A 25,077-nucleotide genomic window follows, 5' to 3' on the forward strand; every position below is an offset into this window, starting at 1 on the left:
TGCGCCCCCTGCGCCCCCGTCGCCCGCCGGTCCGACGCGCCGGCCGGGATCGCCGCGGCGTTCGCGTACGTCCCGGCCGGCGCGTCGGACCGGCGGGCGACGGGGGCGCAGAGCGCGGCGCTGATCGGGTGCTTCTTCGGCGTCTGGGCGGTGTGGGCGATCGCCCTGGCGGAGGCGTTCGGGACGGTGACGGCCCCGTTCGGCATCCTGCACGGGTTCGCGTACGCGATCTTCCTCGCCTTCGGCACCCGCGGCGTCACGCACGTGGTCGGACGGGACCGCGCGATCGACCCCGCGGACCTCGGGCCCGTCGAGCGCGCGCGGCTCGCGGACGTCCGGCGGGCGCGGGAGCGCGTCGCGGAGGCCGGGCGGCTGCTCGCCCCCGCGTTCGACGCCGCGCCCGTGCTGGCCGCGCTGCACGAGGCCGAGTGGGCGATGGCGGCCCGGATGCGCGACCGGGCGCCGCTGGTCGCCGAGATCGACGACCTCGCGGCGAACGCCGCCACCGACCGGGTGCGGGAGGCGCTGCGGCCGAAGGCCGCGGCCGTCGCCGCGGCGCGGCGGGCCGACGCGGAGGTGATCGCGGAAATCTCCGCGTACCTGGAGCCCGTCGACGACGCCGTCCGCGCGCACCGCGAGTGGGAGCAGTGCCTCCGGGCGGCCGACGCCGCCCTCCCGCCGGACGCGCCCGCGAGCCTCGCCGGGCACCCCGACCTCGCCCGCGACGCGGGGCTGGAGGCGGTCCGGCTGGCCCGCGAGGAGCTGACCGCCCGCGCGGTGGAGTCGAACGCCCGGTTCCTGGGCGCCCTGCGCTCCGGCGGACATTCCTGAGCATCCCGGGAACAATCACGGGGTTTGACAGTGTTTGAACACTCAACTAACCTGCGAGCAGGTCGTTGAACTTTCAAGCACATAGGAGCACTTCATGAGCATCGCCGCCGTCGCGCCCGAGCTGACCGCCGGTACCTGGAACATCGACCCGAGCCACTCCGAGGTCACGTTCACGATCCGCCACCTCATGACCAAGGTGCGCGGCTCGTTCACCGAGTTCTCCGGCGCCGTCCAGGTCGCCGAGGAGCTGTCGGAGACGACCGCGACCGCCGAGATCACGATGGCGTCGATCGACACCCGCAACGCCGACCGGGACGGCCACGTCCGCTCGTCCGACGTGCTCGACGTCGAGAACCACCCCACGATGACGTTCGCCACCAAGGGCGTCCGCTCCGAGGGCGGCGACCACTACGTCGACGGCGAGCTGACGATCCGCGGCGTCACCCGCCCGGTGACCCTCGAGGTCGAGTACCACGGCGTCGGCGAGGACCCGTGGGGCGGCACCCGCGCCGGTTTCTCCGCCACCACGCAGATCAACCGCCGCGACTGGGGCATCGAGTTCAACGTGCCGCTGAGCGGCGACAAGGCCCTCCTGGGCGACAAGGTCGACATCCAGCTCGAGATCCAGGCCGTCCGCGCCTGACCCGCGCCTCCCGCGCGGCGAGGGGCCGTCCACCCACCGGGTGGACGGCCCCTTTCCCGTTCGGCGGGCGTGACCCGCGGCGCGCTCCCGCAGGTCCCGGCTTCTCCGCGACGGCAGCGCGTCCAGCACGGGGAGTCCGCCGAACTCCACGATCTGGGTTCCGGGGATAGCCGGTATGGACGAACTCTTCGGTCACGCCGCGACCTCCTTGAGTCGGTGAACGCCCCTTTGGGCGCCGCCCCGGACGCACGGGGTCCCAACGGCCGGCCAAGGGGCGGCCAAGCCTCGCGGCGTCGAGTTGATCTTGCGCGGGCGGGGGTACCCCCGTCGGCGGCACGCATCGGGGGAGGTCGGAACGTGGCGCGGAAATTCGCGGCGGAGCTCGTGGGGACGCTGCTCCTCGTCTACTTCGCGGTGGGCGTGGCGACGCTGTCGTTCGGGTTCGCCCTGGCCGGCGCGAGCCCCGCGGCGGGCGTCGTGGCGACGGCGCTGGCGTTCGGGTTCGTGCTCCTCGTGCTGGTGTACGCGATCGGGCCGGTCTCGGGCTGCCACGTCAACCCGGCCGTCACGCTGGGCGTGCTCCTCGCCGGGCGGATGACCCCGGTCGAGGCCGTCGGCTACTGGATCGCCCAGTTCGCCGGCGGGATCCTCGGCGCGCTGCTGCTGTGGGGGACGTTCGCGAACTCGCCCGCGTACGTCCGGTCCGAGACCGGGCTGGGCGCGGACGGGTGGGGCGAGGCCAGCCTCATCGGGATCGACGCGGGCGGCGCGTTCCTCGCCGAGGTCGTGCTGACCGCGCTGTTCGTGTTCGCCGTGCTCGCCATGACGAGCACGACCGCCATCCCGGCCGTCAGCGGCGTCGCGATCGGCCTCGCGCTGACGACCGTGCACCTCGTCGGCATCCCGATCACGGGGACGTCGGTGAACCCGGCGCGCAGCCTGGGGCCCGCGCTCGTCGCGGGCGGGACGGCCCTGGAGCAGGTGTGGCTGTTCATCGTCGCGCCGCTCGTCGGCGCCGCCGTCGCGGCGGCCGGGCACGCCCTCCTGCAGCGACCCGCCAAGGAGACGCCGCTGCCGCCCCCGGACGCCGACCGGTAGGTGCCGATCGCCCGTATGATCGGCCCATGACCGCAGACGTCCCGGATCGCTCCCCTCGCGCCGACCTGCGGGTCTCCCACGCCGAGCGGGACGCCGCCGTGGAGCGGCTGCGCGAGGCGGCGGCCGAGGGCCGGATCGAGCTCGACGAGCTCGAGACCCGGCTGGAGGCGGCGCTGACCGCCCGCACCCACGCCGACCTCGCACCGCTCACCGCGGACCTGCCGCCCGTCGTCGCGGCCGCTCCGCTCGTCCTCAAGGGCGGGATGCACGGGGCCGCGCGGACCGGGCGCTGGGAGGTGCCGCCGCGCATCACCGCGCACGGCGGCATGGGCGGCGTCAAGATCGACTTCACCCGGACGCGGTGCCCGCTGCCCGAGGTCCTCGTGGACGTGGACGGCCAGACGGCCGGCGTCGTCATCGTCGTCCCCGACGGGTGGGCGGTCGACAGCGGCGGGGTGGACGGCGGCCTCGGCGGGCTGCGGGACAAGACCACCCCCGACCGGCTCCCGGGCACGCCGCTCGTGCGCCTCAGCGGCACCGGCGGCCTCGGCGGCGTCGTCGTCCGCCACCCCAACCGGTGGGAGCGCCGGAAGCTGGAGAGGAACCCGCCGCGATGACGTACGTCGCCGACCCCGCCCGCACCGGCGAGACCCGGCTGCCGGACGGGCGGACGTTCGGCTGGGCCGAGTGGGGCCCGCCGGACGGCGTCCCCGTGCTGCTGTCCCCGGGCGCGGCCACGAGCCGCCGGCTCGGGTTCGGTGCGGGCGCCGTGGACGGCCTCGGCGTCCGGCTGGTCTCCCTGGACCGTCCGGGCCTCGGCGCGTCGACGCCCGCCCCCGGACGGACGTTCGCCGACTTCGCCGCCGACGTGCGGGAACTCGCGGAGCGGCGCGGGCTGGGCCGCCCGGCGATGGTGGGGAACTCGCAGGGCGCCCCGTTCGCGCTGGCCTGCGCGGCCGCGGGCGCCGTCTCCGGGCTGGCCGTCGTCTCCGGCTCGGACGAGGTGGCCGCGCCCGAGTTCGCCGCCGGGCTCCCCGCCGAACTGCGCGGGCTCGTCGAGGCCGTCGCGGCGGACCCGGCCGCCGCCGAAGCGCGCTTCGCGGGCTTCGGCGCGGACGCCATGTGGGGCATGGTGACGGGCGGCGCCCCGGAATGCGACCTGGCGGTCTACACCGAGCCCGGCTTCGCGGCGGCCTACCGCCGGGCCCTGGCGGAGGGCTTCGCGCAGGGCGCGGCGGCCGGGTACGCGCGCGACACGGTCCTGGCCATGGGGCGCTGGCCGTTCGCCCTCGCGGACATCGCCGTCCCGGTCGACCTCTGGTACGGCGAGCACGACACGTCCCATTCGCCCGACAACGGGGCGTTCCTCGCGTCCCGGATCCCCGGCGCGCACCGCCGCGTCGTCCCGGGGATCGGCGGCGCGCTCCTGTGGACGCACCCCGCGGACGTCCTCGCCCGGCTCCTCGACCGGACGGCCGCCGCACGCTAGCCGCCCGCGGCGGCGCGGCCCGGACCGGCTCTAGGGGTCCGGTCGCAGACCTTTCTCGACGAGGTCGATCAGGTCGTGCACGGCCGGGCCGGCGAGTTCGTCGGAGAGCCCGCGCAGGGGGCCGTCGATGAGCAGGACCGCCAGGCCGTGCACGCACGACCAGACCAGGAACTCGGCTCCCGGGCGGCGTTCCGGCGGCATGAGGCCGCAGGCGGCCAGCTCGTCCAGGGCGGCGCCGAGCAGTTGGAACGGGGTCAGGCCGCTCTGGCCCGCGGAGGCGGCGGCCTCCGCCCGGGCCATGTCGTCGGGGACGTAGAAGGCGGCGCGGAACAGCCCGGGTTCGGCGCGGGCGAAGCGCAGGTAGCCGGTGCCGACGGCGCGGAAGCGCGCACGGGCGCCCCGGGCCGCGTCGTCGACCGGATCCAGTGCGGCGAGGTCCTCTTCCATGGCGCGGGCCAGCTCGCCCATGGCCTGGAGGGACACCGCCTGTACCAGGGCGTCGCGGTTCGGGAAGTGCCGGTAGGCGGCGTTGGGGGCGACCCCGGCCCGCCGGGTCACCTCGCGCAGGGCTATCGCGTCCGGGCCCCCGGCACGGGCCAGCTCGGTGCCCGCCTCCAGGAGCGCCTGGCGCAGATTGCCGTGGCGGTAGGTGTCGCGGGTGGGCTTGCCGGAGCGCTCGGACATGACCGCAACCTCTCAAGTGGACAGCGTCCACTTAAGTATGCCATGATCCCTCCACACCCCGATGTGGACGGCATCCACATAGCGTTTCACCTGCTCAGGAGGTGGGGAATTGCGTCGGAAGATCGTGGCCGGACTGTTCGTCTCGCTGGACGGCGTGGTGGAGGCGCCGGAGAAGTGGCACTTCCCGTACCTCGGCCCGGAGATGAGCGAGGCGGTCGGCGGGATGTACGCCGAGGCCGACACGCTGCTGCTGGGCCGGGTCACCTACGAGGCGTTCGCCGCGGTGTGGCCGCACCAGACCGGCGGGCTGGCCGAGGCGATCAACGGCATCCGCAAGGTCGTGGCGTCCACGACCCTGCGGGAGGTCGCCTGGCGCAACTCCGTCCTGATCGAGGGCGACCCGGCCGCGGCGGTCGGGAAGCTCAAGGACGGGCCCGGCGGCACGATCACCGTGGCGGGCAGCATCAGCCTGGTGCGCACCCTCCTGGCGGCCGGCCTGCTGGACGAGCTGCGGCTGCTGGTCCACCCGCTGGTCGTCGGCACCGGCATGCGCCTGTTCCCCGAAGGCGCCCCGCCGATCCCGCTGGAGCTGGCCCGGTCGGCCGCCTTCGCCAACGGCGTCCTCGACCTGACCTACCGTCCCGCCTGACCTACCCCCCACCCGATCGAACGAAAACGGAGCACGCCATGAACGACGTCCAGCCCCTCGTCCGGACCGAAGCCGAGACCAAGACGCTCGAGGTGCCCGGTGCGCGCCTGCACTACGAGGTCCGGGGCGCCGGGCCGCTGCTGCTGATGATCCCCGGCGGGCCCGCCGACGCCGGCGCGCTGACCGCCGTGGCGGCCGCGCTGGCCGACCGCTACACCGTGGTCACCTACGACCAGCGCGGACTGTCCCGCAGCACGCTGACCGGACCGCCCGCCGACACCGGCGTCGCGGTCTTCGCCGACGACGCCCACCGCCTGCTGGCCGCCCTCGGCGGCGGGCCCGCCCACGTGCTGGGCAACAGCGGCGGCGCCCTCACCGCCCTGGCCCTGGCCGCCCGCCACCCCGGACAGGTCCGGTCCCTGATCGTGCACGAGCCGCCGCTGCCCGAACTGCTGCCCGACCGCGACCGGTGGCGGGCCGCCTTCCAGGACGTGCACGACACCTACCGCGAGCACGGCGCCGGCGCGGCGATGGGCAAGTTCATCACCACCGTCGACGGGGAGAACGCCGCGCCCCCGGCGATGCCCGACCCCTCCCAGATGCCGCCCGAGGCGCTGGAGATGATGGGCCGCATCCAGGGCAACCTCGACTTCTTCCTGTCCCACGTGCTGCTGCCGGTGCTGCGCTTCACGCCCGACCTCGACGCGCTGCGCGCCGCCCGGGTGCCGGTCGCCGTCGGTGTCGGCGCGGCCTCGGGCGACGGCGTCCCCGCGCTGTCGTCCCGCGTCCTGGCCGACCGGCTCGGTGTCGAGCCGCTGGCCTTCCCCGGCGACCACCAGGGCCTCGCCCTCGACGCCGCCGCCTGCGCCGACATCATCCACGCCGAACTCGTCCGCGCCGTCCCGGCCTGACCCGCGGCGGCGGGACGGGCGTCAGTCGAGGCAGAACTCGTTGCCCTCGGGGTCGGCCATCACGATGTGGCCGAAGCCCATCGGCGGCTCGGGTTCGTGCCGCTCCAGCCGGGTCGCGCCGCGGGCGACGAGGCGCGCGGCCGCGTCCTCCAGGGCGGCCATGCGCGCCTCGCCTTCGAGCCCCGGGGCGGCCCGGACGTCCAGGTGCATGCGGTTCTTGACCCGCTTGGGCTCCGGCACCCGCTGGAAGAACAGCCGCGGCCCGGTGCCCGCGGGGTCGACCGCCGCGGACGCGTCGTTGCGCCTCTCGGGCGGCACGCCCCACGCCTCCAGGGCCTGGTCCCACGTGGCGAAGCCCGCCGGCGGCTCCTGCACCCGGTAGCCGAGGGCCTCCGCCCAGAAGGCGGCGAGCGCGGCCGGGTCGGCGCAGTCGAAAGTGATCTGGACGTCCATATCAGCTCGCCTCCCGACGAGTGTGCAGGTAGAGGTCGCGGAGCAGGGACACCTCGGACAGGTGGCCGGCGCCTTGCGGCCGCAGGTTCCAGCAGCCGGGCACCGGCTCCCGGAAGTACTCGTCATCGGTGAGCCCGTCGAGGCGCGCCCGCAACCGGTGGTCCCGGAGCCAGGTGAGCTGCTCTCTGAGCGGGGAATTCCACGTCATGGTCCCGAGTCTTCCCCCAATAGCGGACAGGTACGTTCCGCGATCGTGCGACGATGGCCGCGTGACCGTGGAGGGGACGACCGAGCGGGTGCTGCGGCTGCTCGCGCTCCTGCAGCGCCGCCCGTCCTGGACGGCCGCCGAACTCGCCGCCGAACTGGGCGTCACCGACCGCTCGGTGCGCCGGGACGTCGAGCGGCTGCGGGCGCTCGGCTACCCCGTGCACGCGGCGGCGGGCGTCGGCGGCGGCTACCGGATCGGCGCGGGCGCCCGGCTGCCGCCGCTGCTGCTCGACGACGAGGAGGCGATCGCGACGGCGGTGTCGCTGCGGCTCGCGTCCGGCGGCACGGTCGCCGGGACGGGCGACGCCGCGCTGCGGGCCCTCGCCAAGCTCGACCAGGTCATGCCGCCGCGGCTGCGCGCCGAGGTCGGCGCGGTGCGCAGCGCCACCGACACCCTCGTCGGCCCCGGCGTCGAGGTCGACCCGGACCTGCTCGTCACGCTCGCGCGGGCGTGCCGCGACACCGTCCGGGTGCGGTTCCGGTACCCGGGCCGGGGCGGCGGCGACCGCGAACGGACGGTCGAGCCGGTGCGGATGGTCGCCACCAGCCGCCGCTGGTACCTGATGGCCTGGGACGTCGACCGGGACGGCTGGCGCACCTTCCGGCTCGACCGGATGGGCGGCGTCGCGGCGACGACCTGGCGGTTCCGGCCGCGCGAGCACCCCGACCCGGTCGCGTACGTGCAGCGCTCGGTCACCGAGCGGCCCTACCGGTACGTCGCGCGCGTCCGGGTGCACGCGGCGGCCGACCGCGTCCGGGAGCTGATCCCGCCGCAGGTCGGCCGCGTCGAGGACGAGGGCGGCGGCCGGTGCGTCCTCGTCGCGGGCGGCGACGACCTCGACCGGCTCGCCCTCCACATCGTCCGGCTCGGGTTCGACGCGGAGGTGCTCGACCCCCCGGAGCTCCGCGCCGCCGCCGCCCGCCTCGCCCGCCGCCTCGCCGCCCTGGCCGGACCCGGCTGACGCCCCTCGGGCCGGGTCAGCGGACGGTGATGGGGGCGGTCAGGAACGGGAAGGCGGTGAGCTCGCGGGTGAACGGGACGCCGGTGAGCTCGGCGGCGAGCGCGAAGGTCCGGGGAAGCTTGTCCGGGTGCAGGCGCGCGAACTCGGCGCGCCGGTCGCCGCCGGGGTCGGTCGGGATGCCGAGGCCGCGCAGCGCCGCGTCGATGCGGTGCGGGTCGCTCCCCCACCCGTCCTTCGGCAGGGGCGGAACGAACCCGCAGACCACCTCGCCGTCGACGGCGTAGACGAACCGGTCCTCGGCGTGGTCGTGCCGGGCCACGGCGACCAGCTCGCAGCCGCGCGACAGGCGGGCGGAGCACTCCGGCAGGACGGCGGTCCGGCCGCCGATCTCGACGGCCGCGCTGCCGCCGCTCGCCTGGACGACGCCGACCTGCCCGCCCTCGGCCTCCAGCGCCGGTTCGTCCCCGACGTCCCACAGCTCGGCGAAGGCGACCTCCCGGCCGGCCTCGCCGGGAGCGAACCGGTGCAGCACCTCGGACGGGGTCAGCCCGGGGAAGAGCGCCACGCAGAAGACCTCGTCCAGCCCGTCCTCCGGGGCGTCGAGCCAGCGGAACGGGGCGAGCGGATCGGTCATTCCGCCACCGTCTCACGGAGGGGGCGGGGTGCGCAGGATGAGCGAGACGCCGTGGTCGAAGCGGTCGTCGAAGGCCGTGGAGGCGAAGTGGGGGAGCACCCGCGCCAGGGCCGGGTGCCGCTCCGGGTCGACGCGTTCACCGAGTTCGGACGCCAGGGCGTCCGGGGCGGCCTGCTCCTCCTGGGCGAGGCCGAGCGTGAAGTAGATGAGGCTCCAGGCGGTCCAGGCCGCCTCGCGCTCCGGGCGGCCGCCGTCGAGGAGCGCGCCGATCAGGGCGTCCCCGAAGCGGAGCGTCGCGGGTTCCGCGGCGTACGTGCCCGCGACGACGGCGGCGCCGTCGCGGTGGGCGAGCAGGGCGCGGCGGTACCGGTGCGCGAGCCCGCGGGCGCGCTCGTCCCCGCGGGCGGGCAGGCCGTCGAGGGGCGCGCCGGCGACGATCGCGTCCGCCATCAGCTCCAGCAGCCGCGCCTTGCTCCGGACGTGCCACAGGACGGTGTTCATGCGGACGCCGAGCCGGTCGGCGACGCCGCGGACGGAGACGCCCGCGGCGCCCCGCTTGTCCAGCAGGTCCAGGGCGGCGCGGACGACCTCGCCGGGTCCGAGCGGGTCGCGCCGGCCGTCGCCCCCTTGCGTCTTGGTCACCGACCTAGTGTACTGGGGGACCGCTGTTGGTCAGTGACCAAGGAGGTACGCGTGGAACAGGTCGTCATCGTCGGCGGCGGGCCGGTCGGGCTGTGGCTGGCCGCGGAACTGAGGCTCGGCGGAGCGGACGTCACGGTGCTGGAGGCGCGCGCCGAACGCGACGCGCGGTCGAAGGCGCTGACCGTCCACCCGCGCACGCTGGAGCTCCTCGCGTCCCGCGGCATCGCGGACCGCTTCCTGGCGGACGGCCGCCGCATCCCCGGCGGGCACTTCGGCGCCCTCGACGAGCGGCTGCCGTTCGGCGGGCTCGACACCCCCTTCCCGTTCACGCTCGCGCTCCCGCAGGCCCGCACCGAGGAGCTCCTCGAAGAGCACGCCGTCGCCATGGGCGCGCGGGTGCTGCGCCGCCACCGGGCCGTCCGCCTCACCCAGGACGGCGAGCGGGTGCGGATCGAGGCCGCCGGCCCCGCCGGGCCGTACGTCCTCGACGCCCGGTACGCCGTCGGCTGCGACGGGACGCGCAGCACGGTGCGGGACGCGGCCGGCATCGGCTTCCCCGGCACCCCCGCGACCGCGTGGGGCTGGCTGGCCGACGTCGTCCTGGACGATCCCCCGCCGGGCGGGGCGCTCAGCGTCTCCGGCCCGGCGGGCGGGGTCATGGTGGTGCCGCTGACGGAGACGCTGCACCGGGTCGTCGGCACCGACCCCGCGTGGCTGGGCGCCGACTGGCCGGGCGACCCGACCCTGGACGGGCTGCGCGCCAAGGTCGCCCGGATCGCCGGCGGCGACCTCGGCATGCGCGACCCGCACTGGCTGTCGACCTTCGGCAACGCGGCGCGGCAGGCCGACCGGTACCGCGCGGGACGCGTCCTGCTCGCGGGCGACGCCGCCCACATGCACTTCCCCGCCGGCGGCGTCGGCCTGAACGTGGGCCTGCAGGACGCCGCGAACCTCGGCTGGCGGCTCGCCGCGACCGTCCGCGGCGACGCCCCGGACGGCCGCCTCCTGGACGGCTACCACGCCGAACGGCACCCGGTCGGCGCCGACCTGCTCCTCGCGACCCGCGCGCAGACCGCGCTGATGACCGCCTTCGACTCCGACGGGCAGGCGCTGCGGGCCCTGCTCGGCGGACTCGTCGCCGCCGTCCCGGACCTGGCGGACGCGCTCGCCCTGCGGCTGACGGGCCTCGGCGTCGCCTACCCCGCCCCGCCCGGCGCGCACCCGCTGACCGGGCGCCGCGCCCCCGACCTGGCGCTCGCCGGCACGACCCTCTTCACGCTGCTGCACGCGGGCCGCCACGTCCTCCTCGACCTGGCGGGCGACGCGCCGCCGCCCGCGGGCGCGCACCGGCTGACGGTCCACTCCGGCCCGGCGGCCGGCCCCGGCGCGGAGTGGGCGGGCGTCCGGGCCGCGCTCGTCCGGCCGGACGGGCACGTCGCGTGGGCCGCCGACACCGCCGACCCCGACGGCCTGGCGGCCGCCGTGGCCGGGCGCTTCGCGGGACCCGGCGAGGCGCGTCCGTCCGGCGGCCGCGTCAGCGCCGGGTCGTCGGGCCGACCAGGAGCGGGAAGTCGAGGAGGGGGCGGGTGAAGGGGACGCCGGTCAGCTTCGCGGCCAGCGCGAACACGCGGGCGATCTTGTGCTCGAACAGGCGGTCCCAGGACGCCTCCCACGCGTCGTCGTCCAGGGGGTCGGTGGGCAGGTCGAGCTCGCGGAGGAGCGGGTTGAGCCGGTCGGGGTCGCGGCCCCAGCGCCGGGCGGGGCTGTGCGGGACGAAACCGGTCACGACCTCCCCGTCGACGGCGTAGCAGAAGGCGTCCTCGGCGTAGTCGTGCCGGGAGACCGCGACCACCTCGCAGCCGTCCGAGAGGCCGCCCGCGTCCTGGGCGCCGAACCAGCCCCACAGCTCCACGGCGACGCTCCAGCCGCTCGCCTCGAGCACCCCCACGTGCCCGCCGGAACCGCCGCTGGTCGTCGAGAGGAACTCCGCGACCGTGTCCGACAGGTCCCCGAACGACATCTCCCGGCCGACCGTCCCGTCCGGGCCGAAGCGGCGCAGGACCTCCGCGGGGGCGACGCCGCGGAGGAACGACACGCAGAAGATGTCGTCGAGGGCGCCGCCGTGCTCGTCGAGCCAGTGGAACGGGGCGAGGGGGTCGGCCATCTCGTCCTCCTTCGGGAACGAACAGGCAGCTTCTCACGAACGTGGGACGCCCCCGGGGCGCGCGGCGCGCCGAACGTCCCGTCCGCGACGGACCTTCGGCCCTACCGGGGGCCGTCCCCCGGATGGTGGGCTTCCGCCGGAGAGGGGACAGTGATCATGCAGACGAGGAACACGCGCGCACCCGCCGGGTCCGGCGGCGTGCCGACCGACGTCCGGGACGCCGTCGAGGACGCGGTGTGGGCGCCGTCGGTGCACAACACGCAGCCGTGGCGGTTCGGGGTGCGCGGGACGCGGATCAGCCTGCACGCGGACGCCGGCCGCCGGCTGGACGTCGTCGACCCGGCGGGCCGCGAGCTGCTGATCAGCTGCGGCGCCGCCCTGTACACCCTGCGGCTGGCGCTGCGGGTGCGGGGCTACGGGTTCCTGGTGCGGCCGCTGCCCGTCCCGGGCCGTCCGACCCTGCTGGCCGAGATCGACGTGGAACCCGGCGCGGGGCCCGCGGGCGACGAGGTGGTGCGGGAGCACGCGCAGGTCCGGCGCCGCCGCAGCCACCGCGGCGGGTTCGGGCCCGAACCGGTGCCCGCGGAGGCGGTCGCGGCGCTGCGGCACGCGGCGGGACAGGAGGGCGCCGGGCTCGTCCGGCTCGGCGACACGGGAGACGAGACGGCCGTCGCCGCCCTGTCCAACGCCGCGGAGCAGATCCAGCGGCGGCTGCCCGACTACGCGGCGGAGATCGCCCGCTGGGCGCCGCCGCCCGGTGCGCCGCGCCGGGACGGCGTCCCGCCCGCCGCCTACCCCCGGCACGCTCCGCGGACCGCCCCGCACTTCCCCTCCCGGGACTTCGCGGGCGGCCGGGACTGGGGCGCCGAACCCGCGGACGGCGGCGGGACGGCCCGGGCGGGGGACGCGGTGCTGCTGACGACGCCCGGCGACACGGCCGTGGACCGCCTCCGCGCGGGGCAGGCGCTCCAGCGGATGCTGCTGCGCGCCGCCGGGTACGGCCTGGCCGCCGCGTTCCACACCCAGTCGCTGCAGGTCCCCGAGCTGCGCACCGTGCTGCGGCTGCGGTTCTGCGACGGCGGGCACCCGCAGATGCTGCTGCGGCTCGGCGTGCCCGAGGGCGGTGCGCCGCACTCGGTCCGCCGTCCCGTCGAGGACGTCCTCACCGAGGAGGCGTGACCCGGTCGGCGAGGGGGAGGCGGAGGGTGAGGCGGGCGCCCGTGCCGGCGGCGGCGACGGTGAGGGTGCCGCGGTGGGCGTGCGCGATCTCGCGGGCGATGGCGAGGCCGAGGCCGGTGCCGCCGGCGCCGCGGCTGCGGGCGGTGTCGAGGCGGGTGAAGCGCTCGAAGACGCGTTCGCGGTCGGACGGCGGGATGCCGGGGCCGTCGTCGGCGACGGTGAGGAGCGCCCACCCGTCGGCGCGGCCCACCTCGACGGTGACGCGGGTGTCGGCGTAGCGCTCGGCGTTGTCGAGGAGGTTGCCGAGCAGCCGGACGAGCTGCACGCGGACGGCCGAGACGGCGACGCCTGGCGCGAGGTCGGTGGCGACCTCGTGCGCGGACGTGCGGCGGCGGAGCTCGGCGGCGGCGAGCTCCGCGAGGTCGACCGGTTCGTGGGCGACGGTCCCGCCGGTGCCGATGCGGGCGAGGAGCAAGAGGTCGGTGACGATCGACTCGAGGCGGTCGGTGTCGCGCAGGGCGGACTTCACGACGGCCCGCAGGTCGTTGTCGTCCGGGTGCGCGGCGGCGTCCTCGAGGTTGGCGCGGAGGCCGGCGATGGGGGTGCGCAGCTCGTGGGAGGCGTCGGAGGCGAACTGCCGCTGCCGGGCCACCGCCTTCTCGAGCCGGTCGAGGGTGGCGTTGGCGGTGCGGGCGAGCTGGGCGATCTCGTCCCGGCCGGACGGCTGGGGGACGCGGCGGGACAGGTCGGTGGCGCTGATCTCGGCGAGCTGCGCGCGGATGGCCTCGACGGGCCCGAGGGTGCGGCCGACGACGCGCCAGGTGACCCAGGCGGCCAGGGCGGCGTAGACGACCGGGGAGTCGGGGGCGGTGCTGACGCGGATGGCCTCGACGACGGAGCAGTCGCGGTTCGGCCAGGAGCCGCGGCATTCGGTGTAGTCGCGGACCCGCATGTGACTGGACGGCCAGAGTGTGCTCACCGGCGGACCGTCCGTAGCGGCCGCGTTGGCGTTCCGGACGCGTCCGCCCGGTTCGACCACTTGCAGCACGATGTCGCCGCGGGTGTCCGGGATGGGGGCGGGGAGGGTGCCGTCGCGGAGGCCGCCGCTGACGCGGCGCGCGTCCGCCTGCGTCCGCTGGAGGAGTTCGGCGTGGACGGTCGTGCGCACGGCGACGTCGACTCCGACGGCGGACGCGCCGAACACGAGGGCGGCGATCACGGCGGCGACGACGGTGTCCCGGGTCCTGATCGACCGGGGGCGCATCCGCAAGGGCACTCCCATCATCACAGAGTGTCACGTGACCGGGGCTTGACCCGCATGCTACCGAGCGGTCACGAATCGGCGGCCCGAAACGTCGGCGACAAGTTTTCACCCCTGCTAAGGGGGACATCCCGTTTTATGACGGTTCCCCCCAGAGCACCAGGGACGGACACATGGGCAGGGACGTGGCCTCGGCCAACATCAGCGGCGAGGATCGGCGGCGGTACAGGGAGAAGGTACTCAGGTGCCTGGACGTCCTGGCGCGCATGCTGGGCGAGTCCCAGTTCGACTTCCGGCGCCCGCACATCGGGCTGGAGATCGAGCTCAACCTGATCGACGCGGTCGGCGACCCGCTGATGCGCAACGCGGACGTGCTGAAGGCGATCGCCGACCCCGCGTGGGCGACCGAGCTGGGCCAGTTCAACCTGGAGATCAACATCCCGCCGCGGGAGCTGGGCGGGGAGGGCGCCGGCGAGCTGGAGTCGGAGGTCTTCGACCACCTGCTGCACGCGGACGGGCGGGCGCAGGAGGTCGGCGGCCGGCTCGTGATGATCGGCATCCTGCCGACGCTGCGGAGCAGCGACATCGGTGAGGAGACGCTGTCGGCCAACGCGCGGTACAAGATGCTGAACGACCAGATCTTCGCGGCGCGCGGCGAGGAGTTCGACATCGCGATCGACGGGGCGGAGCCGCTGCGGATGCACGCGGACAACATCACCCCGGAGGCCGCGTGCACGAGCGTCCAGTTCCATCTGCAGGTCAGCCCGGACCAGTTCGGCGCCTACTGGAACGCGGCGCAGGCGGTGGCGGGCCCGCAGGTGGCGACGGCGGCGAACTCGCCGTTCCTGTTCGGCCACCGGTTGTGGCAGGAGTCCCGGATCCGGCTGTTCGAGCAGTCGACGGACACCCGCCCGGACGAGCTGAAGGCGCAGGGCGTCCGGCCGCGGGTGTGGTTCGGGGAGCGCTGGATCACGTCGGTGTTCGACCTGTTCGAGGAGAACACCCGGTACTTCCCCGCGCTGCTGCCGCTGTGCGACGACGAGGACCCGCTCGCCGTGCTGGACGAGGGCGGCGTCCCCCAGCTGGGCGAGCTGACCTTGCACAACGGAACGGTCTACCGCTGGAACCGTCCGATCTACGCGGTGTTCAAGGGCCGCCCGCACCTGCGGGTGGAGAACCGGGTGCTCCCGGCGGGGCCGTCCGCGGCGGACGTGGTGGCGAACGGCGCGTTCTACTACGGCGTGGTGCGGATGCTGGCGGAGGAGGACCGGCCGGTGTGGACGCGGATGTCGTTCAACACCGCGGAGGAGAACCTGCACCGCGCGGCCCGGGACGGCATGGACGCCACGATGTACTGGCCGGGGATGGGCAACGTCCCGGCCGCCGAACTGGTGCTGCGGCGGCTGCTGCCGCTCGCCTACGAGGGCCTCGACCGGTGGGGCGTCGACCCGGCGCGCCGCGACCGGCTGCTCGGCATCATCGAGCGCCGGTGCGTGACCGGACGGACGGGCGCCGCCTGGCAGGTCGCGACCGTGGAGGAGATCGAGCGGTCCGGGACGTCCCGGCACGACGCGCTGCGGATGATGACGCGCGCGTACGCGGCGCACATGCGGGGCAACGAGCCCGTCCACACGTGGCCGGTCGGGGCGTAGCCGGCCCTGAGCGGGGCGTCGGGCCCGCCATCTTCACAGGATCCGCACATTTCGCCCCCAGGGCCTCCATAGCGGGCTTCTAGAGTCGGGTGCCGTGACGCACCACGGCAACCGCGGGACGGACGCCCCCGCGCAGCGCGTCCTCGTCGTCGAGGACGAACCGACGATCGCCCGCGCGGTCGCGGACCGCCTCGCGGCGGAGGGGTTCGCGGTGGCGACCGCCGCCGACGGCCCCGCCGCCGTCGAGCGCGCCCGGGACTGGCGGCCGGACCTGATCGTCCTCGACGTCATGCTGCCGGGCTTCGACGGCCTGGAAGTGTGCCGCCGCGTGCAGGCCGACCGTCCCGTCCCGGTGCTGATGCTGACCGCCCGCGACGACGAGACGGACCTGCTCGTCGGCCTCGGCGTCGGCGCCGACGACTACGTGACCAAGCCGTTCAGCATGCGCGAGCTGGTCGCCCGCATCCGCGCGGTGCTGCGCCGCGTCGAGCGCCCGGCGCCGGAGCCGGAGCCGCGCGGCGACGGCGGACCGGCGGGCGGCGCGCGCCGGGCGGAGCCGCTGCGGGTCGGGGACCTGGAGATCGACCCGGAGGCGCGGCGCGTCCGCCGGGACGGCCGCGAGGTCCACCTCACCCCGATCGAGTTCGACCTGCTCGCGTGCCTGGTGCGCAACCGCGGCACCGTCCTGACCCGCGCCGTGCTGCTCGAACAGGTGTGGGACTGGACGGACGCGTCCGGAACCAGGGTCGTCGACAGCCACGTCAAAGCGCTGCGCCGCAAGCTGGGGCAGGGCCTCATCCGCACGGTGCACGGCGTCGGGTACGGCCTGGAGGACGCGACATGAGCACGGTGCGGCGGCTGTGGGCGCGGCTGCCCCGGCCGCTGGACCCGCTGCGCTCCATCCGGGTCAAGTTCGGCGTCGTGGTCGTCGTGACCACGTGCGTCGCGGTGCTGACCGTCCTGTGGGGCTACCGCCTGGGCTTCCGGGCGCGGGAGACGCTGCCGGTGACGGTGCTGATCTCGCTCGGCGTCATCCAGCTCATCGCGCACGGCATGACCGCGCCGCTGCGCGCCATGACGGCGGCGGCGCGCGCGATGGCCCGCGGCGACTACAGCCGCCGGGTGCGGACGACGTCCCGCGACGAGGTCGGGGAGCTGGCGGAGGCGTTCAACCGGATGGCCGCCGACCTCGCGGAGGTCGAGCGGCAGCGCCGCGAGTTCGTCGCGAACGTCTCGCACGAGCTGCGCACCCCGATCAGCGCGCTGCGGGCCGTCCTGGAGAACGTCGCGGACGGCGTCACCCCCGCGTCGCCCGAGGTGCTGGAGTCGGCGCTCGACCAGACCGAGCGGCTCGGCCGGCTCGTCACGCAGCTCCTCGAACTGTCCCGCGCGGAGGCGGGCGCGACGCCGCTCGAACCGGACCGGATGGACGCCGCCGCGTTCGTCGACGACGTCGTCGCGGAGGCCGCCGCGGGGCACCCCGAGGCCGTGTTCGAGACGGACGTCCCGCCCGGCCTGCAGGCCGTCGCGGACCGCGACCGGCTGCACCAGATCGTCGCGAACCTGCTGGACAACGCCGCCCGGCACGGTCCGGCGGGCACGCCCGTCACGCTCACCGCCCGCGCCGCGGGCCCGTCGGGCGGCCTCGTCGTGGAGGTCGCCGACCGGGGCCCCGGCATCCCGCCCGAGGAGCGGGCGCGGGTGTTCGAACGCTTCTCGCGCGGCGCCGCGTCCGGCCCGCGCGCGGGCACGCCCGGTGGCGGCACCGGGCTCGGTCTCGCCATCGCCCGCTGGGCGACCGACCTGCACGGCGGCGAGATCACCGTCCTCGACGTCCCCGCCGGCTGCCGCATCCGCGTCGTCATCCCCCCGAACCCCGGAGGTTCCGCATGACCGATACGCCGGTGTCCTTGCAGAAGAAGCCCCCGGGCCCGCCGCCCGCCGGCCCGCCGCGCGTGTACGGGCCCGTGCCGCCGCCGTACTTCCTGAAGCCGACGAAGACGCAGCGGATGTACCGGCGCTGGAAGCAGCCGGAGCCGCTGCGCCCCGCGTTCGTCGCGGCGGCGGCCGGGGCGGGCGCGGTCGGCGCGCTGACGCTCGGCCCGATGATGCTGGAGAACTCCTACGGCGTGGGTCTGCCGATCGTCGCCGCGACCGTCGCGGCCGTCGCGGCCGCCGCCGCGCAGCGGGCCGGACGGCTGGTGGCGCCCGCGACGCCCCGGCGCCGGGGCGTCCGCCGCGCCAACCTCACCGCGGCCGCGTTCGCGCTGCTCGCGCTCGCCCTGGTCGGGGTGGCCGCGGTGCGCGACGCCGACTGGATCACGGTGCTCGCGCTGCTGCTCGCCATGCCGGTCGCCTCGTACGCGGCGACGGGCGGACGGTCGTGGGTCGAGCTGATCGGCGGCGGTGTCGCCTACCCGTTCGCCGCCCTGCGGATGCTGCCGTGGGCGGCGCGCGGCGTGAGCCGGGCGGCGTCGTCGGGACGCGGCGTGACCTGGCCCGTCATCCGCACCGGGCTGATCGCGGCCGGGCTGCTGCTGGTGTTCGGCGCGCTCTTCGCGGGGGCGGACGCGGCGTTCGGCGACCTCGCGGCCGGCCTCATCCCGGACATCTCGGGCGGCAGCACGTTCGTCTACACGTTCGCGTTCGTCGCCACGATGCTCGCCGCGCTCGCGGGCGTCCACCTCGCGCAGGCGCCGCCGCCGCTGCACATGCTCACCCCGGCGCGCCCCGCCCCGGCCGGGCGCTGGTCGTGGATCGTCCCGATCGCCGCGCTCGACCTGCTGTTCCTCGCCTTCTGCGCCGTCCAGGCCCGGGTGTTCCTCGCCGCCGACAAGGACGCGCTGCTCGCGGAGACCGGCCTCACCTACGCCGAGTACGCGCGGCAGGGCTTCTTCCAGCTCGTGGTGGTGACGGTCCTCGTGATCGCCGTCATCGCGCTGGCGATGACGTGGGCCCCGTCGGCCGCGCGCGCCGACCGGGTGAGCGTCCGGGTCCTGCTGGGGCTGCTGTGCGCGCTGACGCTGGTGGTCGTCGCGGTCGCGCTGCGGCGCCTGTACCTGTACGAGGAGGCGTTCGGCTGGACGCGGATGCGGCTGTGGGTGCACGCGTTCGAGATGTGGCTCGGGCTGGTCGTGGTGCTCGGCGGGGTCGGCGCGGTGTTCGGGTACCGCCGGTCGCTGCTGCCCCGCGCGGTCGCGGGCAGCGGCGCCGCCGCGCTGCTCGCGCTCGCGGCGCTCAACCCGGACGCGTTCATCGCGGAGCGGAACGTCGACCGGTTCGCGGCCACCGGCAAGATCGACGTGCTGTACCTGGGGAACCTGTCGGCCGACGCCGTCCCGGCGCTGGACCGCCTCCCGGAGCCGCTGCGGTCGTGCGCCCTGCGGCAGGTCGCCGGGGACTTGGCGGAGGACGAGCCGGCGACGGCCGCGAACCTGTCCCGCGCCCGCGCCCGCGACCTCCTCGACCGCAGCCCGGTGGTCCGCGACGCGAACGACCCCGTCATCTGCTATCGGCTGTCGACCCCTGACAACCTGACCCGCACGCCGGCGCCGGGGGACTAGGAGGCCGGGGCCGGAAGGCCGCGAAGGCGAAGGGGCGCCGTTCCGGGGGGACGGCGCCCCTTTTCCGTCCAACAATTTGAACTATGGTACAAGTAGTACGCTAGTTCAACTATTGAGGCGAGGCGGGGACGGGCATGGCACGGTCGGCACGCGCCGGACGGCGGGAGTGGGGTGGTCTCGCGCTGCTCGCGCCGCCGACCATGCTGCTCGGACTCGATGTGACGGCGCTCTACCTCGTCGTCCCGAACCTGGCCGCGGACCTCGAACCGACCGCCGCCGAAACGCTGTGGATCATGGACGTCTACGGCTTCCTCATCGCGGGGCTCCTCATCACGATGGGGACCCTCGGCGACCGGATCGGACGGCGCCGCCTGCTGATGATCGGAATGGCGGCGTTCGCCGCGGCCTCCGTCCTCGCGGCGTTCGCCCCCGGCGCGCCCTGGCTGATCGCGGCGCGCGCCCTGCTCGGCGCGGCCGGCGCCACCCTCATGCCCTCCACGCTGTCGCTGATCGGCACCATGTTCACCGACGCCCGGCAGCGGGCCCTGGCGATCGGGGTGTGGGCGACGATGTTCGCCCTCGGGATGGCGGCGGGCCCCGTCGCGGGCGGGGCGCTCGTCTCGGCCTTCTGGTGGGGGGCGGTCTTCCTCGTCGCCGTGCCGGTCGCCGCGCTCGTGCTGGCCGCCGCGCCCGTCCTGCTCCCGGAGCACCGGACCCGCGCCGGCCGCATCGACCTGCCGAGCGTCGCGTCGTCCCTGGTGGCGCTGCTGTCGCTCGTCTACGCGATCAAGCACGCGGCCGCGCACGGCGGCGACCTCCGGGCGGCGGCCGCCGCCCTCATCGGCGGCGGCGCCGCGGTCGCGTTCGTCCGCCGCCAGCTGCGGCTGCGCGAACCGCTGCTCGACCTGCGGCTCTTCACCGGCCGGGCCTTCTCCGCCGCACTCGGCGTCCTGCTGGTCGGCCTGGTCGGCTTCGGCGGCGTGATGTTCCTGGTCACCCAGTACCTGCAGCTCGTCGAGGGGCTCACGCCGACGGAGGCCGGGCTGCTGATGGGGCCGCCCGCCCTCGCCATGCTCGCCGGCGCCATCGGGGCCCCGCTCCTGGCCCGCCGGGTGTCGCCCGGGATCGTCATGGCGGCCACGCTGGCGCTGTCGCTGTCCGGATACGCCCTGCTCGCCCGCGCGGGGACGGACGACGAGCCGACCGTGATCGCCGGGTTCGCGTTCGTCTACCTCGGACTCGGGGTCGTCGCCGCGCTCGGCACCGACATCGTCGTGGGCTCGGCGCCGCCGGAGCGGTCCGGGTCGGCGGCCGCGCTCTCCGAGACCGTCCAGGAACTCGGCATCGCGGTGGGCGTCGCGGTCCTGGGCAGCCTCACCGCGGTGGTCTACCGCGGCACGGTCGAGGTGCCGGCCGGGCTTTCCGCCGCCGCGGCCGAGACCTACGGCGACGGCCTCGCCGGCGCGGCGTCCCTCGCGGACGGGCTGCCCGCCGGGGCCCTCGACCCCGCGCGGGCCGCGTTCACCGGCGGCCTCAACACCGCCGCCGCGGTCGCGGGCATCGCCGTGGCGGCCGCGGCCCTCGCCTGCTTCACGGCACTGCGCCGCGTCCCGCCGCTCGGCGCCCCCGGCCCCGGGGCGCGGCCGGAGGCGGACGCAGCCGGTAGCCTCGTCGGGCAGGAGCGACCATGACCGGTGAACGGGATGACGGCGGCTGAACACGACACGTCCGACGGGCGCAGGCTGCGCGGGCGGCGCCGCCGGGCGCAGATCATCGAGGCGACCCTCGCGGTCGTCCGCCGCGACGGCGCCGTCGGCGTCACCCACCGCGCCGTCGCCAAGGAGGCCGGGATCACCACCAGCCTCACCCTCTACTACTTCGCGACCCTGGACGACCTGCTGATCGCCGCCCTGACCGGCGTCACCGACGAGTACACCCGCCGCATCCGCAGCCTCATCGAGTCCGCGGACGACCCGGTCGGCGGCCTCGCCCGGCTCATCGCCGAATCGGGCGGGGACGGCCGGGAGCGCGCGCTCGCCGAACGGGAGCTGTCGACCCTGGCGGCCCGCCGGCCCGCCCTGCGCCCCGCCGCCCGGCGCTGGCGCGACAACGTCGCGGAACTCGCCCGGACCCGCACCGACGACCCCGACGCGGTCGCGGCGTTCGTGGCGCTGGCCGACGGCCTGTGCACGGCCGTCCTCCTCGGCGACGGCGAGGCCGACCCCGACCGCATCCGCGCGGTCCTCGGCACGGCGCTGCGGCCGGCCCGCTGACCCGCCGCGGGCGTCCGGTGTCAGCCGGCCGCGATGGCGAGCAGGGCGTAGGCGGCGAGGGTGGAGTCGTCGGTGATCCGGCCGGTCGCGACGAGTTCGCGGAACTCGGCGCGCGACACCCACCGCTGCCGCATGTCCTGCTCCTCGACCTCCCGGTCCGGCTCGCCGGGCGTCAGGTCGGTCGCGTGGAAGACCGTGAAGCCCTGGCCGCTCGTGCCGTGCGCGCAGTTCAGGTAGCCGATGCGGCGCAGCCGTCCGGCGGTGAACCCGGTCTCCTCGGCCAGCTCCCGGCGGGCCAGCTCCAGGGGCTCGACGTGCGCGCGGCCGGGCGCCGAGCCCTGCGGGAAGTTCCACGTCCGGCGCCCGATCGGGTAGCGGTACTCCTCCACCATGTGGAAGCCGCCGTTCTCCTCCGGGACGACCAGCACGAAGTCGGGCTTGTCGACGACGCCGTAGATGCCGCGCGAGCCGTCGAGCCGCTCGATCTCGTCCTCGCGGACGACCATCCACGGGTTCTCGTACACGACGCGCGACGCGATCCGGCGCACGGCGGGGCGCCTGCCGTCCGCCCCGTCGCCCTCCTGGAGGTCGGACATGTCAGACTCCCGCCCCGTATCGGTAGATGAGTTCGTGCCGGTGGCCCGCCACCACCCGGTGGGTCACCTCGACCACGCGGCCGTCCTGGTCGTGCGCGCGGCGCCACAGCGTCAGCACCGGCTGCTCCGGGCCGATCTCCAGCACCTCCTGCTCCTCCGCGCGCGGCAGCCGGCAGGTGACCGTCTCCTCGAACACGATCGCGAGCCCCGCCTCCTCCAGCCGCGAGTAGATCCCGCCGGGCCCGGTGTCGACCTCCCGCAGGACCGGGACCCGCTCCACCACGTCGAGCGGCACCCAGGTCGTGGCCGTCTGCACGGGCGGCTCGCCCTCCACGCCCTGGACGCGGGCGCGCCGCAGCAGCCGCGTCCCGGCGGGCACCGCGAGGCGCCGCGCGAGCCGCTCGTCCGCGGCGACCTCCGCGACGTCCGTCCGGGTGAAGGGGGTGCCGGTGCCCTGCGCGGACACGTGGAAGCCGCGCCAGCCGCCGACCTGGCGGGTGATGTCGGACGCCGCGCGGCGGATCCGCCCGGTGGTGCGGACCTGCACCCCGGAGCCGTGCTCCACGCGGACGAGGCCCTGCCCGGCGAGCATCCGCAGCGCCCGGCGGACGGTGGAGCGGTCGGCGCCGAACTCGCGGGCGAGCTCGCGCTCGGAGGGCAGCCACGCGCCCGGGTCGAGCTCGCCCTCGACGATCCGGGCGGCCAGCGCACTGGTGATCGCTTGCGCCTTCGTGGGGGGTCGCGGCATACCCGATCCTGCTCCGAACTGCGTACGTCGATCTCACGATCTCACACCGCGTCCGGGCCCGGGGCCGGTACCGTCAGGCTCACCTCGCTCCCGAGCCGCGCCGGGCACCGCGACAATCTCTGTCCGTGTTCTGCCGAACACGTTGTGACACGGCCCCCGGCCGCCTACGGTAGTCCTACCATAGGCCGACCAAGGAGTCCGCGGTGATGTCGGTGTCCATGTGCATGCCCGGCTGGCACAGCGAACGCTCGGACCGTGGCCTGCGCGCCACCCGGGTGACGCCCTTGACGGACTACCAGTTGCTGAACGGCTGCCTGGAGGAGATCGTCGCCCTCGACGAGGGCGAGCTGTGGCTGCTGTGCGACGCGCAGACCCGGCTGGCGGAGCGGGTCGCCACCGCCGAGCGGCTGCGGGTCAGGTCCGCCGGAAGCTGACGACCTCGCCGCTGTCCCCCACGGCCGCCTTCGCGGACGGGATCAGGTGCTCGCCCGGCCCCGCCGCCAGCAGCGCGCGGGCGCGCAGCACGATCTCGAGGTCGAACCGCAGGTCCGGGTCCAGGAGCTGGTCGCCGAACAGCTCCTCGAGCTGCCGCAGCCGGTACCGGACGGTCTGCGGGTGCACGTGCAGGCGCATCGCGACCTCGTTGGCGTTGCGGCCCGACTGCAGCCACGCCAGCAGCGTCTCGGCGAGCCGGTCCTGCTGGCTCGGCCGCAGGTGCGCCAGCGGCGCGAGCCGCAGGTCCGCGAGCGCCGTGGTGAGCCCCTCGTCCTGGAACAGGATCAGTGTGGACATGTGCTCCACGCTGCGCACCACCCCGTCGCCCTCGATGACGCCGCGCTGCACCAGGCACAGCGTCTTGCGGGCCCACTGGAACGAGCGGCCCGCCTCCATGACCGGGACGGTCGGGCCGACGACGGCCGGGGTCCCGGCGAGCGCCCGGTCGACGAGCTTCGCGCGGCCGGGGCCGTCCGGGTCCGGGATGATCAGGCTGGGGGTGCGGCGGGTCAGGTCGGCGAGCACGTCGGGCGGGAACGCCGTCCCGCGGTCGTCGCGGACCTGCCGGCCCAGCGCGACCGCCGCGACCGTCCGCGGCAGCGGCCAGTGCGCGGCCGCCGCGAGGTCCGCGACGGCCTCCGCCCCGGCCGGCGGGTCGGCGAACAGCAGGTCGAGCAGCCGCTTGCGGCGCCGCTGCATCTCCCCGGCCACCTCGGCCTTGGCCTGGGAGAAGCCCTCCGCCGCCGCGTGCGCCAGCTCGTCCTGGAACAGCATCAGCGCCTCGCCGACCGCGCCCAGCGTGCGGGGCTGGACGCGCAGCGCGTCGGCGCCCTCGGTGATCCGGCGCCACGCGATCATGCCGCCCACCCGCATCGCGGTCTGCATGGCGTCGAGGCTGCGGCCCTCGCCGGCCTCGCCGCGCCCGATCGCGCGGAAGAAGTCGGTCACGGACGCGGGCTCGTGGTCCGGATCCGCCACCCGGTCCACGAAGTAGTGCAGCACGCGCTCCACGGCCTGCCGCAGGGTGCCCGAGTAGGCCCCGTCGCCCGGCCGGTCGTACTCGCGGACCCGCGTCTGGATCTCCTGCATCATGTCGTCCGCCACCTCGTCGAGGTGCGGCCGCATGTGATCGGCCAACTCCCTGGGCAGATCCGCCCAAGGTCGCCCGGTGGCGCTCGAACCGTCGTCCGACACGTACCCTCCCCGCCGCTCGGTTCCCCTGCGTTCCGCGCCACACACACGGGGTAATTACCTACTTATGAGACCAGTGTGGGGCAAATCATGACCCGTGGACCGGTCAGGGCGAAAGTCTAGGTCGACATCCGACCAGAACCGGCCGCCCCTCCCGACGACATCTCACATCTCCACAGGGAGGCGAGTCATCCTGCTCACGGTGTTCTATAAGACGCAGGACCGCGAGGTCGCGGAGATCGAGCGTGCGGTGCGGGCCATGAAGGTGTGCCAGGACGAGCACGGCCATGCACGGACGGACTACATCAGGGAGGTGTGAGGCAATGGGAGAGCAGCAGAGCCCCCATGCGCGCTGGGTGCCGGGCGCGGGCCGCGACAACGACGAGGTCCGCGCCGGACGGGAGGAGGCCCGCATCGCCTTCGAACTGGGAAACGCCGTCAGGGAACGGCGCCAGGCCATGGGCTGGTCGCAGGCCGAACTCGCCAGGAGGGCCGGCATGACGCAGCCCGCCCTCTCCCGGCTGGAAGCTGGCGGGCCCACGCCGACCATCGGAGTGCTCGACCGCATCGCCCATGCGCTCGGAGCGAAGCTGACCGTGCAGTTCACCGACGCCGCCTGAGAACGCGGTCGCGCGGGAGGGGAGGGCCGGGCGGCGCCTGGGGGGAGGGGGCGCCGCCCGGCCCTCCCCTCC

Annotated in this window: 27 protein-coding genes and 1 pseudogene; 18 read left to right on the forward strand and 10 right to left on the reverse strand. The window is 75.6% G+C overall.

The genetic code is table 11. From position 1 onward, the window contains the following. The 5 genes and pseudogenes from DMH08_RS40390 to DMH08_RS27470 all read left to right on the forward strand — a co-directional run. Positions 1-831, forward strand: a pseudogene (locus DMH08_RS40390) (hypothetical protein); the annotation flags it as partial. A 94-nt stretch (positions 832-925) separates the two neighbouring features. After that, the gene (locus DMH08_RS27455; protein ID WP_026402867.1) at positions 926-1,474 is read left to right on the forward strand and encodes a YceI family protein; all 549 of its coding nucleotides are present in this window, start codon (positions 926-928) and stop codon (positions 1,472-1,474) included. A gap of 357 nt (positions 1,475-1,831) precedes the next feature. Further along, the gene (locus DMH08_RS27460) at positions 1,832-2,572 is read left to right on the forward strand and encodes an MIP/aquaporin family protein (RefSeq protein ID WP_051300768.1); all 741 of its coding nucleotides are present in this window, start codon (positions 1,832-1,834) and stop codon (positions 2,570-2,572) included. 26 nt (positions 2,573-2,598) lie between these two features. Then, entirely contained in the window at positions 2,599-3,189 is a 591-nt protein-coding gene (locus tag DMH08_RS27465; RefSeq protein ID WP_026402868.1) for a DUF1707 SHOCT-like domain-containing protein, read from the forward strand. After that, a complete protein-coding gene (locus DMH08_RS27470) occupies positions 3,186-4,061 on the forward strand; it encodes an alpha/beta fold hydrolase (protein WP_125618642.1) in 876 nt (291 codons plus the stop codon). The genes DMH08_RS27465 and DMH08_RS27470 overlap by 4 nt, the downstream gene beginning before the upstream one ends. Before the next feature lie 30 nt (positions 4,062-4,091). On the opposite strand, the gene DMH08_RS27475 is transcribed toward DMH08_RS27470, so the two are convergent. Then, positions 4,092-4,745: a TetR/AcrR family transcriptional regulator gene (locus DMH08_RS27475; protein WP_026402870.1), complete on the reverse strand. Its 654-nt coding sequence runs from the start codon at positions 4,743-4,745 to the stop codon at positions 4,092-4,094. Positions 4,746-4,854: 109 nt separating this feature from the next. Here DMH08_RS27475 and DMH08_RS27480 point away from each other — a divergent pair, with 109 nt between their 5' ends. Continuing rightward, positions 4,855-5,394, forward strand: coding sequence for a dihydrofolate reductase family protein (locus DMH08_RS27480; RefSeq protein WP_026402871.1), 540 nt, complete (start codon positions 4,855-4,857; stop codon positions 5,392-5,394). A 38-nt stretch (positions 5,395-5,432) separates the two neighbouring features. After that, positions 5,433-6,305 (forward strand): alpha/beta fold hydrolase, encoded by an 873-nt coding sequence (locus DMH08_RS27485; RefSeq protein WP_125618644.1) that lies wholly within the window; start codon positions 5,433-5,435, stop codon positions 6,303-6,305. Positions 6,306-6,326: 21 nt separating this feature from the next. On the opposite strand, the gene DMH08_RS27490 is transcribed toward DMH08_RS27485, so the two are convergent. Together DMH08_RS27490 and DMH08_RS27495 are read right to left on the reverse strand one after the other, a co-directional pair. Further along, complete coding sequence (locus tag DMH08_RS27490; RefSeq protein ID WP_026402873.1) at positions 6,327-6,758, reverse strand: VOC family protein; 432 nt, start codon at positions 6,756-6,758, stop codon at positions 6,327-6,329. 1 nt (position 6,759) lies between these two features. Beyond that, a complete protein-coding gene (locus DMH08_RS27495; RefSeq protein WP_125618646.1) occupies positions 6,760-6,966 on the reverse strand; it encodes a hypothetical protein in 207 nt (68 codons plus the stop codon). A 67-nt stretch (positions 6,967-7,033) separates the two neighbouring features. Here DMH08_RS27495 and DMH08_RS27500 point away from each other — a divergent pair, with 67 nt between their 5' ends. After that, positions 7,034-7,987, forward strand: coding sequence for a helix-turn-helix transcriptional regulator (locus tag DMH08_RS27500; RefSeq protein ID WP_125618669.1), 954 nt, complete (start codon positions 7,034-7,036; stop codon positions 7,985-7,987). 16 nt (positions 7,988-8,003) lie between these two features. On the opposite strand, the gene DMH08_RS27505 is transcribed toward DMH08_RS27500, so the two are convergent. Both DMH08_RS27505 and DMH08_RS27510 read right to left on the reverse strand, forming a co-directional pair. Continuing rightward, a complete protein-coding gene (locus DMH08_RS27505) occupies positions 8,004-8,621 on the reverse strand; it encodes a DUF6461 domain-containing protein (protein WP_125618647.1) in 618 nt (205 codons plus the stop codon). Between the two features lie 12 nt (positions 8,622-8,633). Beyond that, positions 8,634-9,263, reverse strand: coding sequence for a TetR/AcrR family transcriptional regulator C-terminal domain-containing protein (locus DMH08_RS27510; protein WP_125618649.1), 630 nt, complete (start codon positions 9,261-9,263; stop codon positions 8,634-8,636). 51 nt (positions 9,264-9,314) lie between these two features. On the opposite strand from DMH08_RS27510, the gene DMH08_RS27515 reads away from it, so the two are divergent. After that, on the forward strand, positions 9,315-10,853 hold the full coding sequence (locus DMH08_RS27515) for an FAD-dependent monooxygenase (protein ID WP_125618651.1): 1,539 nt from the start codon (positions 9,315-9,317) through the stop codon (positions 10,851-10,853). Here DMH08_RS27515 and DMH08_RS27520 read toward each other — a convergent pair. Further along, on the reverse strand, positions 10,798-11,427 hold the full coding sequence (locus tag DMH08_RS27520; protein WP_125618653.1) for a DUF6461 domain-containing protein: 630 nt from the start codon (positions 11,425-11,427) through the stop codon (positions 10,798-10,800). The genes DMH08_RS27515 and DMH08_RS27520 overlap by 56 nt on opposite strands. Positions 11,428-11,583: 156 nt before the next feature. Here DMH08_RS27520 and DMH08_RS27525 point away from each other — a divergent pair, with 156 nt between their 5' ends. Further along, the gene (locus DMH08_RS27525; RefSeq protein ID WP_026402877.1) at positions 11,584-12,606 is read left to right on the forward strand and encodes an Acg family FMN-binding oxidoreductase; all 1,023 of its coding nucleotides are present in this window, start codon (positions 11,584-11,586) and stop codon (positions 12,604-12,606) included. Here DMH08_RS27525 and DMH08_RS27530 read toward each other — a convergent pair. Beyond that, positions 12,590-13,888, reverse strand: a complete 1,299-nt coding sequence (locus DMH08_RS27530; RefSeq protein ID WP_233617840.1) for a sensor histidine kinase — start codon at positions 13,886-13,888, stop codon at positions 12,590-12,592. The two genes, DMH08_RS27525 and DMH08_RS27530, sit on opposite strands and share 17 nt — an antisense overlap. A gap of 152 nt (positions 13,889-14,040) precedes the next feature. Between DMH08_RS27530 and DMH08_RS27535 the strand changes: the two genes are divergently transcribed. The 6 genes from DMH08_RS27535 (at position 14,041) to DMH08_RS27560 (ending at position 21,355) form a co-directional block, all read left to right on the forward strand. Beyond that, positions 14,041-15,519, forward strand: coding sequence for a glutamate--cysteine ligase (locus tag DMH08_RS27535; RefSeq protein WP_026402879.1), 1,479 nt, complete (start codon positions 14,041-14,043; stop codon positions 15,517-15,519). Between the two features lie 94 nt (positions 15,520-15,613). Beyond that, positions 15,614-16,363 carry a response regulator transcription factor gene (locus DMH08_RS27540; RefSeq protein WP_026402880.1) on the forward strand — a complete coding sequence of 250 codons (750 nt, stop codon included), beginning with the start codon at positions 15,614-15,616 and terminating at the stop codon, positions 16,361-16,363. After that, entirely contained in the window at positions 16,360-17,412 is a 1,053-nt protein-coding gene (locus tag DMH08_RS27545) for a HAMP domain-containing sensor histidine kinase (protein ID WP_034518194.1), read from the forward strand. Before DMH08_RS27540 ends, DMH08_RS27545 begins: the two co-directional genes overlap by 4 nt. After that, the gene (locus tag DMH08_RS27550) at positions 17,409-19,082 is read left to right on the forward strand and encodes a DUF4153 domain-containing protein (protein ID WP_125618655.1); all 1,674 of its coding nucleotides are present in this window, start codon (positions 17,409-17,411) and stop codon (positions 19,080-19,082) included. Before DMH08_RS27545 ends, DMH08_RS27550 begins: the two co-directional genes overlap by 4 nt. 134 nt (positions 19,083-19,216) lie before the next feature. Further along, a complete protein-coding gene (locus tag DMH08_RS27555) occupies positions 19,217-20,773 on the forward strand; it encodes an MFS transporter (RefSeq protein ID WP_125618657.1) in 1,557 nt (518 codons plus the stop codon). 12 nt (positions 20,774-20,785) lie between these two features. Then, positions 20,786-21,355, forward strand: a complete 570-nt coding sequence (locus DMH08_RS27560; RefSeq protein WP_125618659.1) for a TetR/AcrR family transcriptional regulator — start codon at positions 20,786-20,788, stop codon at positions 21,353-21,355. Positions 21,356-21,375: 20 nt separating this feature from the next. Here the strand turns inward: DMH08_RS27560 and DMH08_RS27565 are convergent, their stop codons facing one another. Next, entirely contained in the window at positions 21,376-21,951 is a 576-nt protein-coding gene (locus DMH08_RS27565) for an NUDIX domain-containing protein (RefSeq protein ID WP_125618661.1), read from the reverse strand. A 1-nt stretch (position 21,952) separates the two neighbouring features. After that, on the reverse strand, positions 21,953-22,699 hold the full coding sequence (locus DMH08_RS27570; RefSeq protein ID WP_125618663.1) for a GntR family transcriptional regulator: 747 nt from the start codon (positions 22,697-22,699) through the stop codon (positions 21,953-21,955). Between the two features lie 206 nt (positions 22,700-22,905). Between DMH08_RS27570 and DMH08_RS27575 the strand changes: the two genes are divergently transcribed. Beyond that, positions 22,906-23,133 (forward strand): hypothetical protein, encoded by a 228-nt coding sequence (locus DMH08_RS27575; RefSeq protein ID WP_125618665.1) that lies wholly within the window; start codon positions 22,906-22,908, stop codon positions 23,131-23,133. On the opposite strand, the gene DMH08_RS27580 is transcribed toward DMH08_RS27575, so the two are convergent. Continuing rightward, a complete protein-coding gene (locus DMH08_RS27580) occupies positions 23,114-24,319 on the reverse strand; it encodes a helix-turn-helix domain-containing protein (protein ID WP_084550344.1) in 1,206 nt (401 codons plus the stop codon). The genes DMH08_RS27575 and DMH08_RS27580 overlap by 20 nt on opposite strands. Before the next feature lie 389 nt (positions 24,320-24,708). Between DMH08_RS27580 and DMH08_RS27590 the strand changes: the two genes are divergently transcribed. Continuing rightward, complete coding sequence (locus DMH08_RS27590; protein WP_034518196.1) at positions 24,709-25,005, forward strand: helix-turn-helix domain-containing protein; 297 nt, start codon at positions 24,709-24,711, stop codon at positions 25,003-25,005. Positions 25,006-25,077: the final 72 nt, after the last annotated feature.

Origin of the sequence: Actinomadura sp. WAC 06369 (assembly GCF_003947565.1) — a bacterium.
Classification (GTDB): domain Bacteria; phylum Actinomycetota; class Actinomycetes; order Streptosporangiales; family Streptosporangiaceae; genus Spirillospora; species Spirillospora rifamycini.

Coding starts and splice junctions, on each gene's coding strand:
- DMH08_RS27565 (WP_125618661.1), bottom strand. CDS start 21,951: ATGTCCGACCTCCAGGAGGGCGACGGGGCGGACGGCAGGCGCCCCGCC.
- DMH08_RS27550 (WP_125618655.1), top strand. CDS start 17,409: ATGACCGATACGCCGGTGTCCTTGCAGAAGAAGCCCCCGGGCCCGCCG.
- DMH08_RS27535 (WP_026402879.1), top strand. CDS start 14,041: ATGGGCAGGGACGTGGCCTCGGCCAACATCAGCGGCGAGGATCGGCGG.
- DMH08_RS27560 (WP_125618659.1), top strand. CDS start 20,786: ATGACGGCGGCTGAACACGACACGTCCGACGGGCGCAGGCTGCGCGGG.
- DMH08_RS27505 (WP_125618647.1), bottom strand. CDS start 8,621: ATGACCGATCCGCTCGCCCCGTTCCGCTGGCTCGACGCCCCGGAGGAC.
- DMH08_RS27520 (WP_125618653.1), bottom strand. CDS start 11,427: ATGGCCGACCCCCTCGCCCCGTTCCACTGGCTCGACGAGCACGGCGGC.
- DMH08_RS27455 (WP_026402867.1), top strand. CDS start 926: ATGAGCATCGCCGCCGTCGCGCCCGAGCTGACCGCCGGTACCTGGAAC.
- DMH08_RS27575 (WP_125618665.1), top strand. CDS start 22,906: ATGTCGGTGTCCATGTGCATGCCCGGCTGGCACAGCGAACGCTCGGAC.
- DMH08_RS27580 (WP_084550344.1), bottom strand. CDS start 24,319: ATGCGGCCGCACCTCGACGAGGTGGCGGACGACATGATGCAGGAGATC.
- DMH08_RS27485 (WP_125618644.1), top strand. CDS start 5,433: ATGAACGACGTCCAGCCCCTCGTCCGGACCGAAGCCGAGACCAAGACG.
- DMH08_RS27570 (WP_125618663.1), bottom strand. CDS start 22,699: ATGCCGCGACCCCCCACGAAGGCGCAAGCGATCACCAGTGCGCTGGCC.
- DMH08_RS27545 (WP_034518194.1), top strand. CDS start 16,360: ATGAGCACGGTGCGGCGGCTGTGGGCGCGGCTGCCCCGGCCGCTGGAC.
- DMH08_RS27590 (WP_034518196.1), top strand. CDS start 24,709: ATGGGAGAGCAGCAGAGCCCCCATGCGCGCTGGGTGCCGGGCGCGGGC.
- DMH08_RS27530 (WP_233617840.1), bottom strand. CDS start 13,888: ATGGGAGTGCCCTTGCGGATGCGCCCCCGGTCGATCAGGACCCGGGAC.
- DMH08_RS27470 (WP_125618642.1), top strand. CDS start 3,186: ATGACGTACGTCGCCGACCCCGCCCGCACCGGCGAGACCCGGCTGCCG.
- DMH08_RS27465 (WP_026402868.1), top strand. CDS start 2,599: ATGACCGCAGACGTCCCGGATCGCTCCCCTCGCGCCGACCTGCGGGTC.
- DMH08_RS27475 (WP_026402870.1), bottom strand. CDS start 4,745: ATGTCCGAGCGCTCCGGCAAGCCCACCCGCGACACCTACCGCCACGGC.
- DMH08_RS27495 (WP_125618646.1), bottom strand. CDS start 6,966: ATGACGTGGAATTCCCCGCTCAGAGAGCAGCTCACCTGGCTCCGGGAC.
- DMH08_RS27525 (WP_026402877.1), top strand. CDS start 11,584: ATGCAGACGAGGAACACGCGCGCACCCGCCGGGTCCGGCGGCGTGCCG.
- DMH08_RS27555 (WP_125618657.1), top strand. CDS start 19,217: ATGGCACGGTCGGCACGCGCCGGACGGCGGGAGTGGGGTGGTCTCGCG.
- DMH08_RS27490 (WP_026402873.1), bottom strand. CDS start 6,758: ATGGACGTCCAGATCACTTTCGACTGCGCCGACCCGGCCGCGCTCGCC.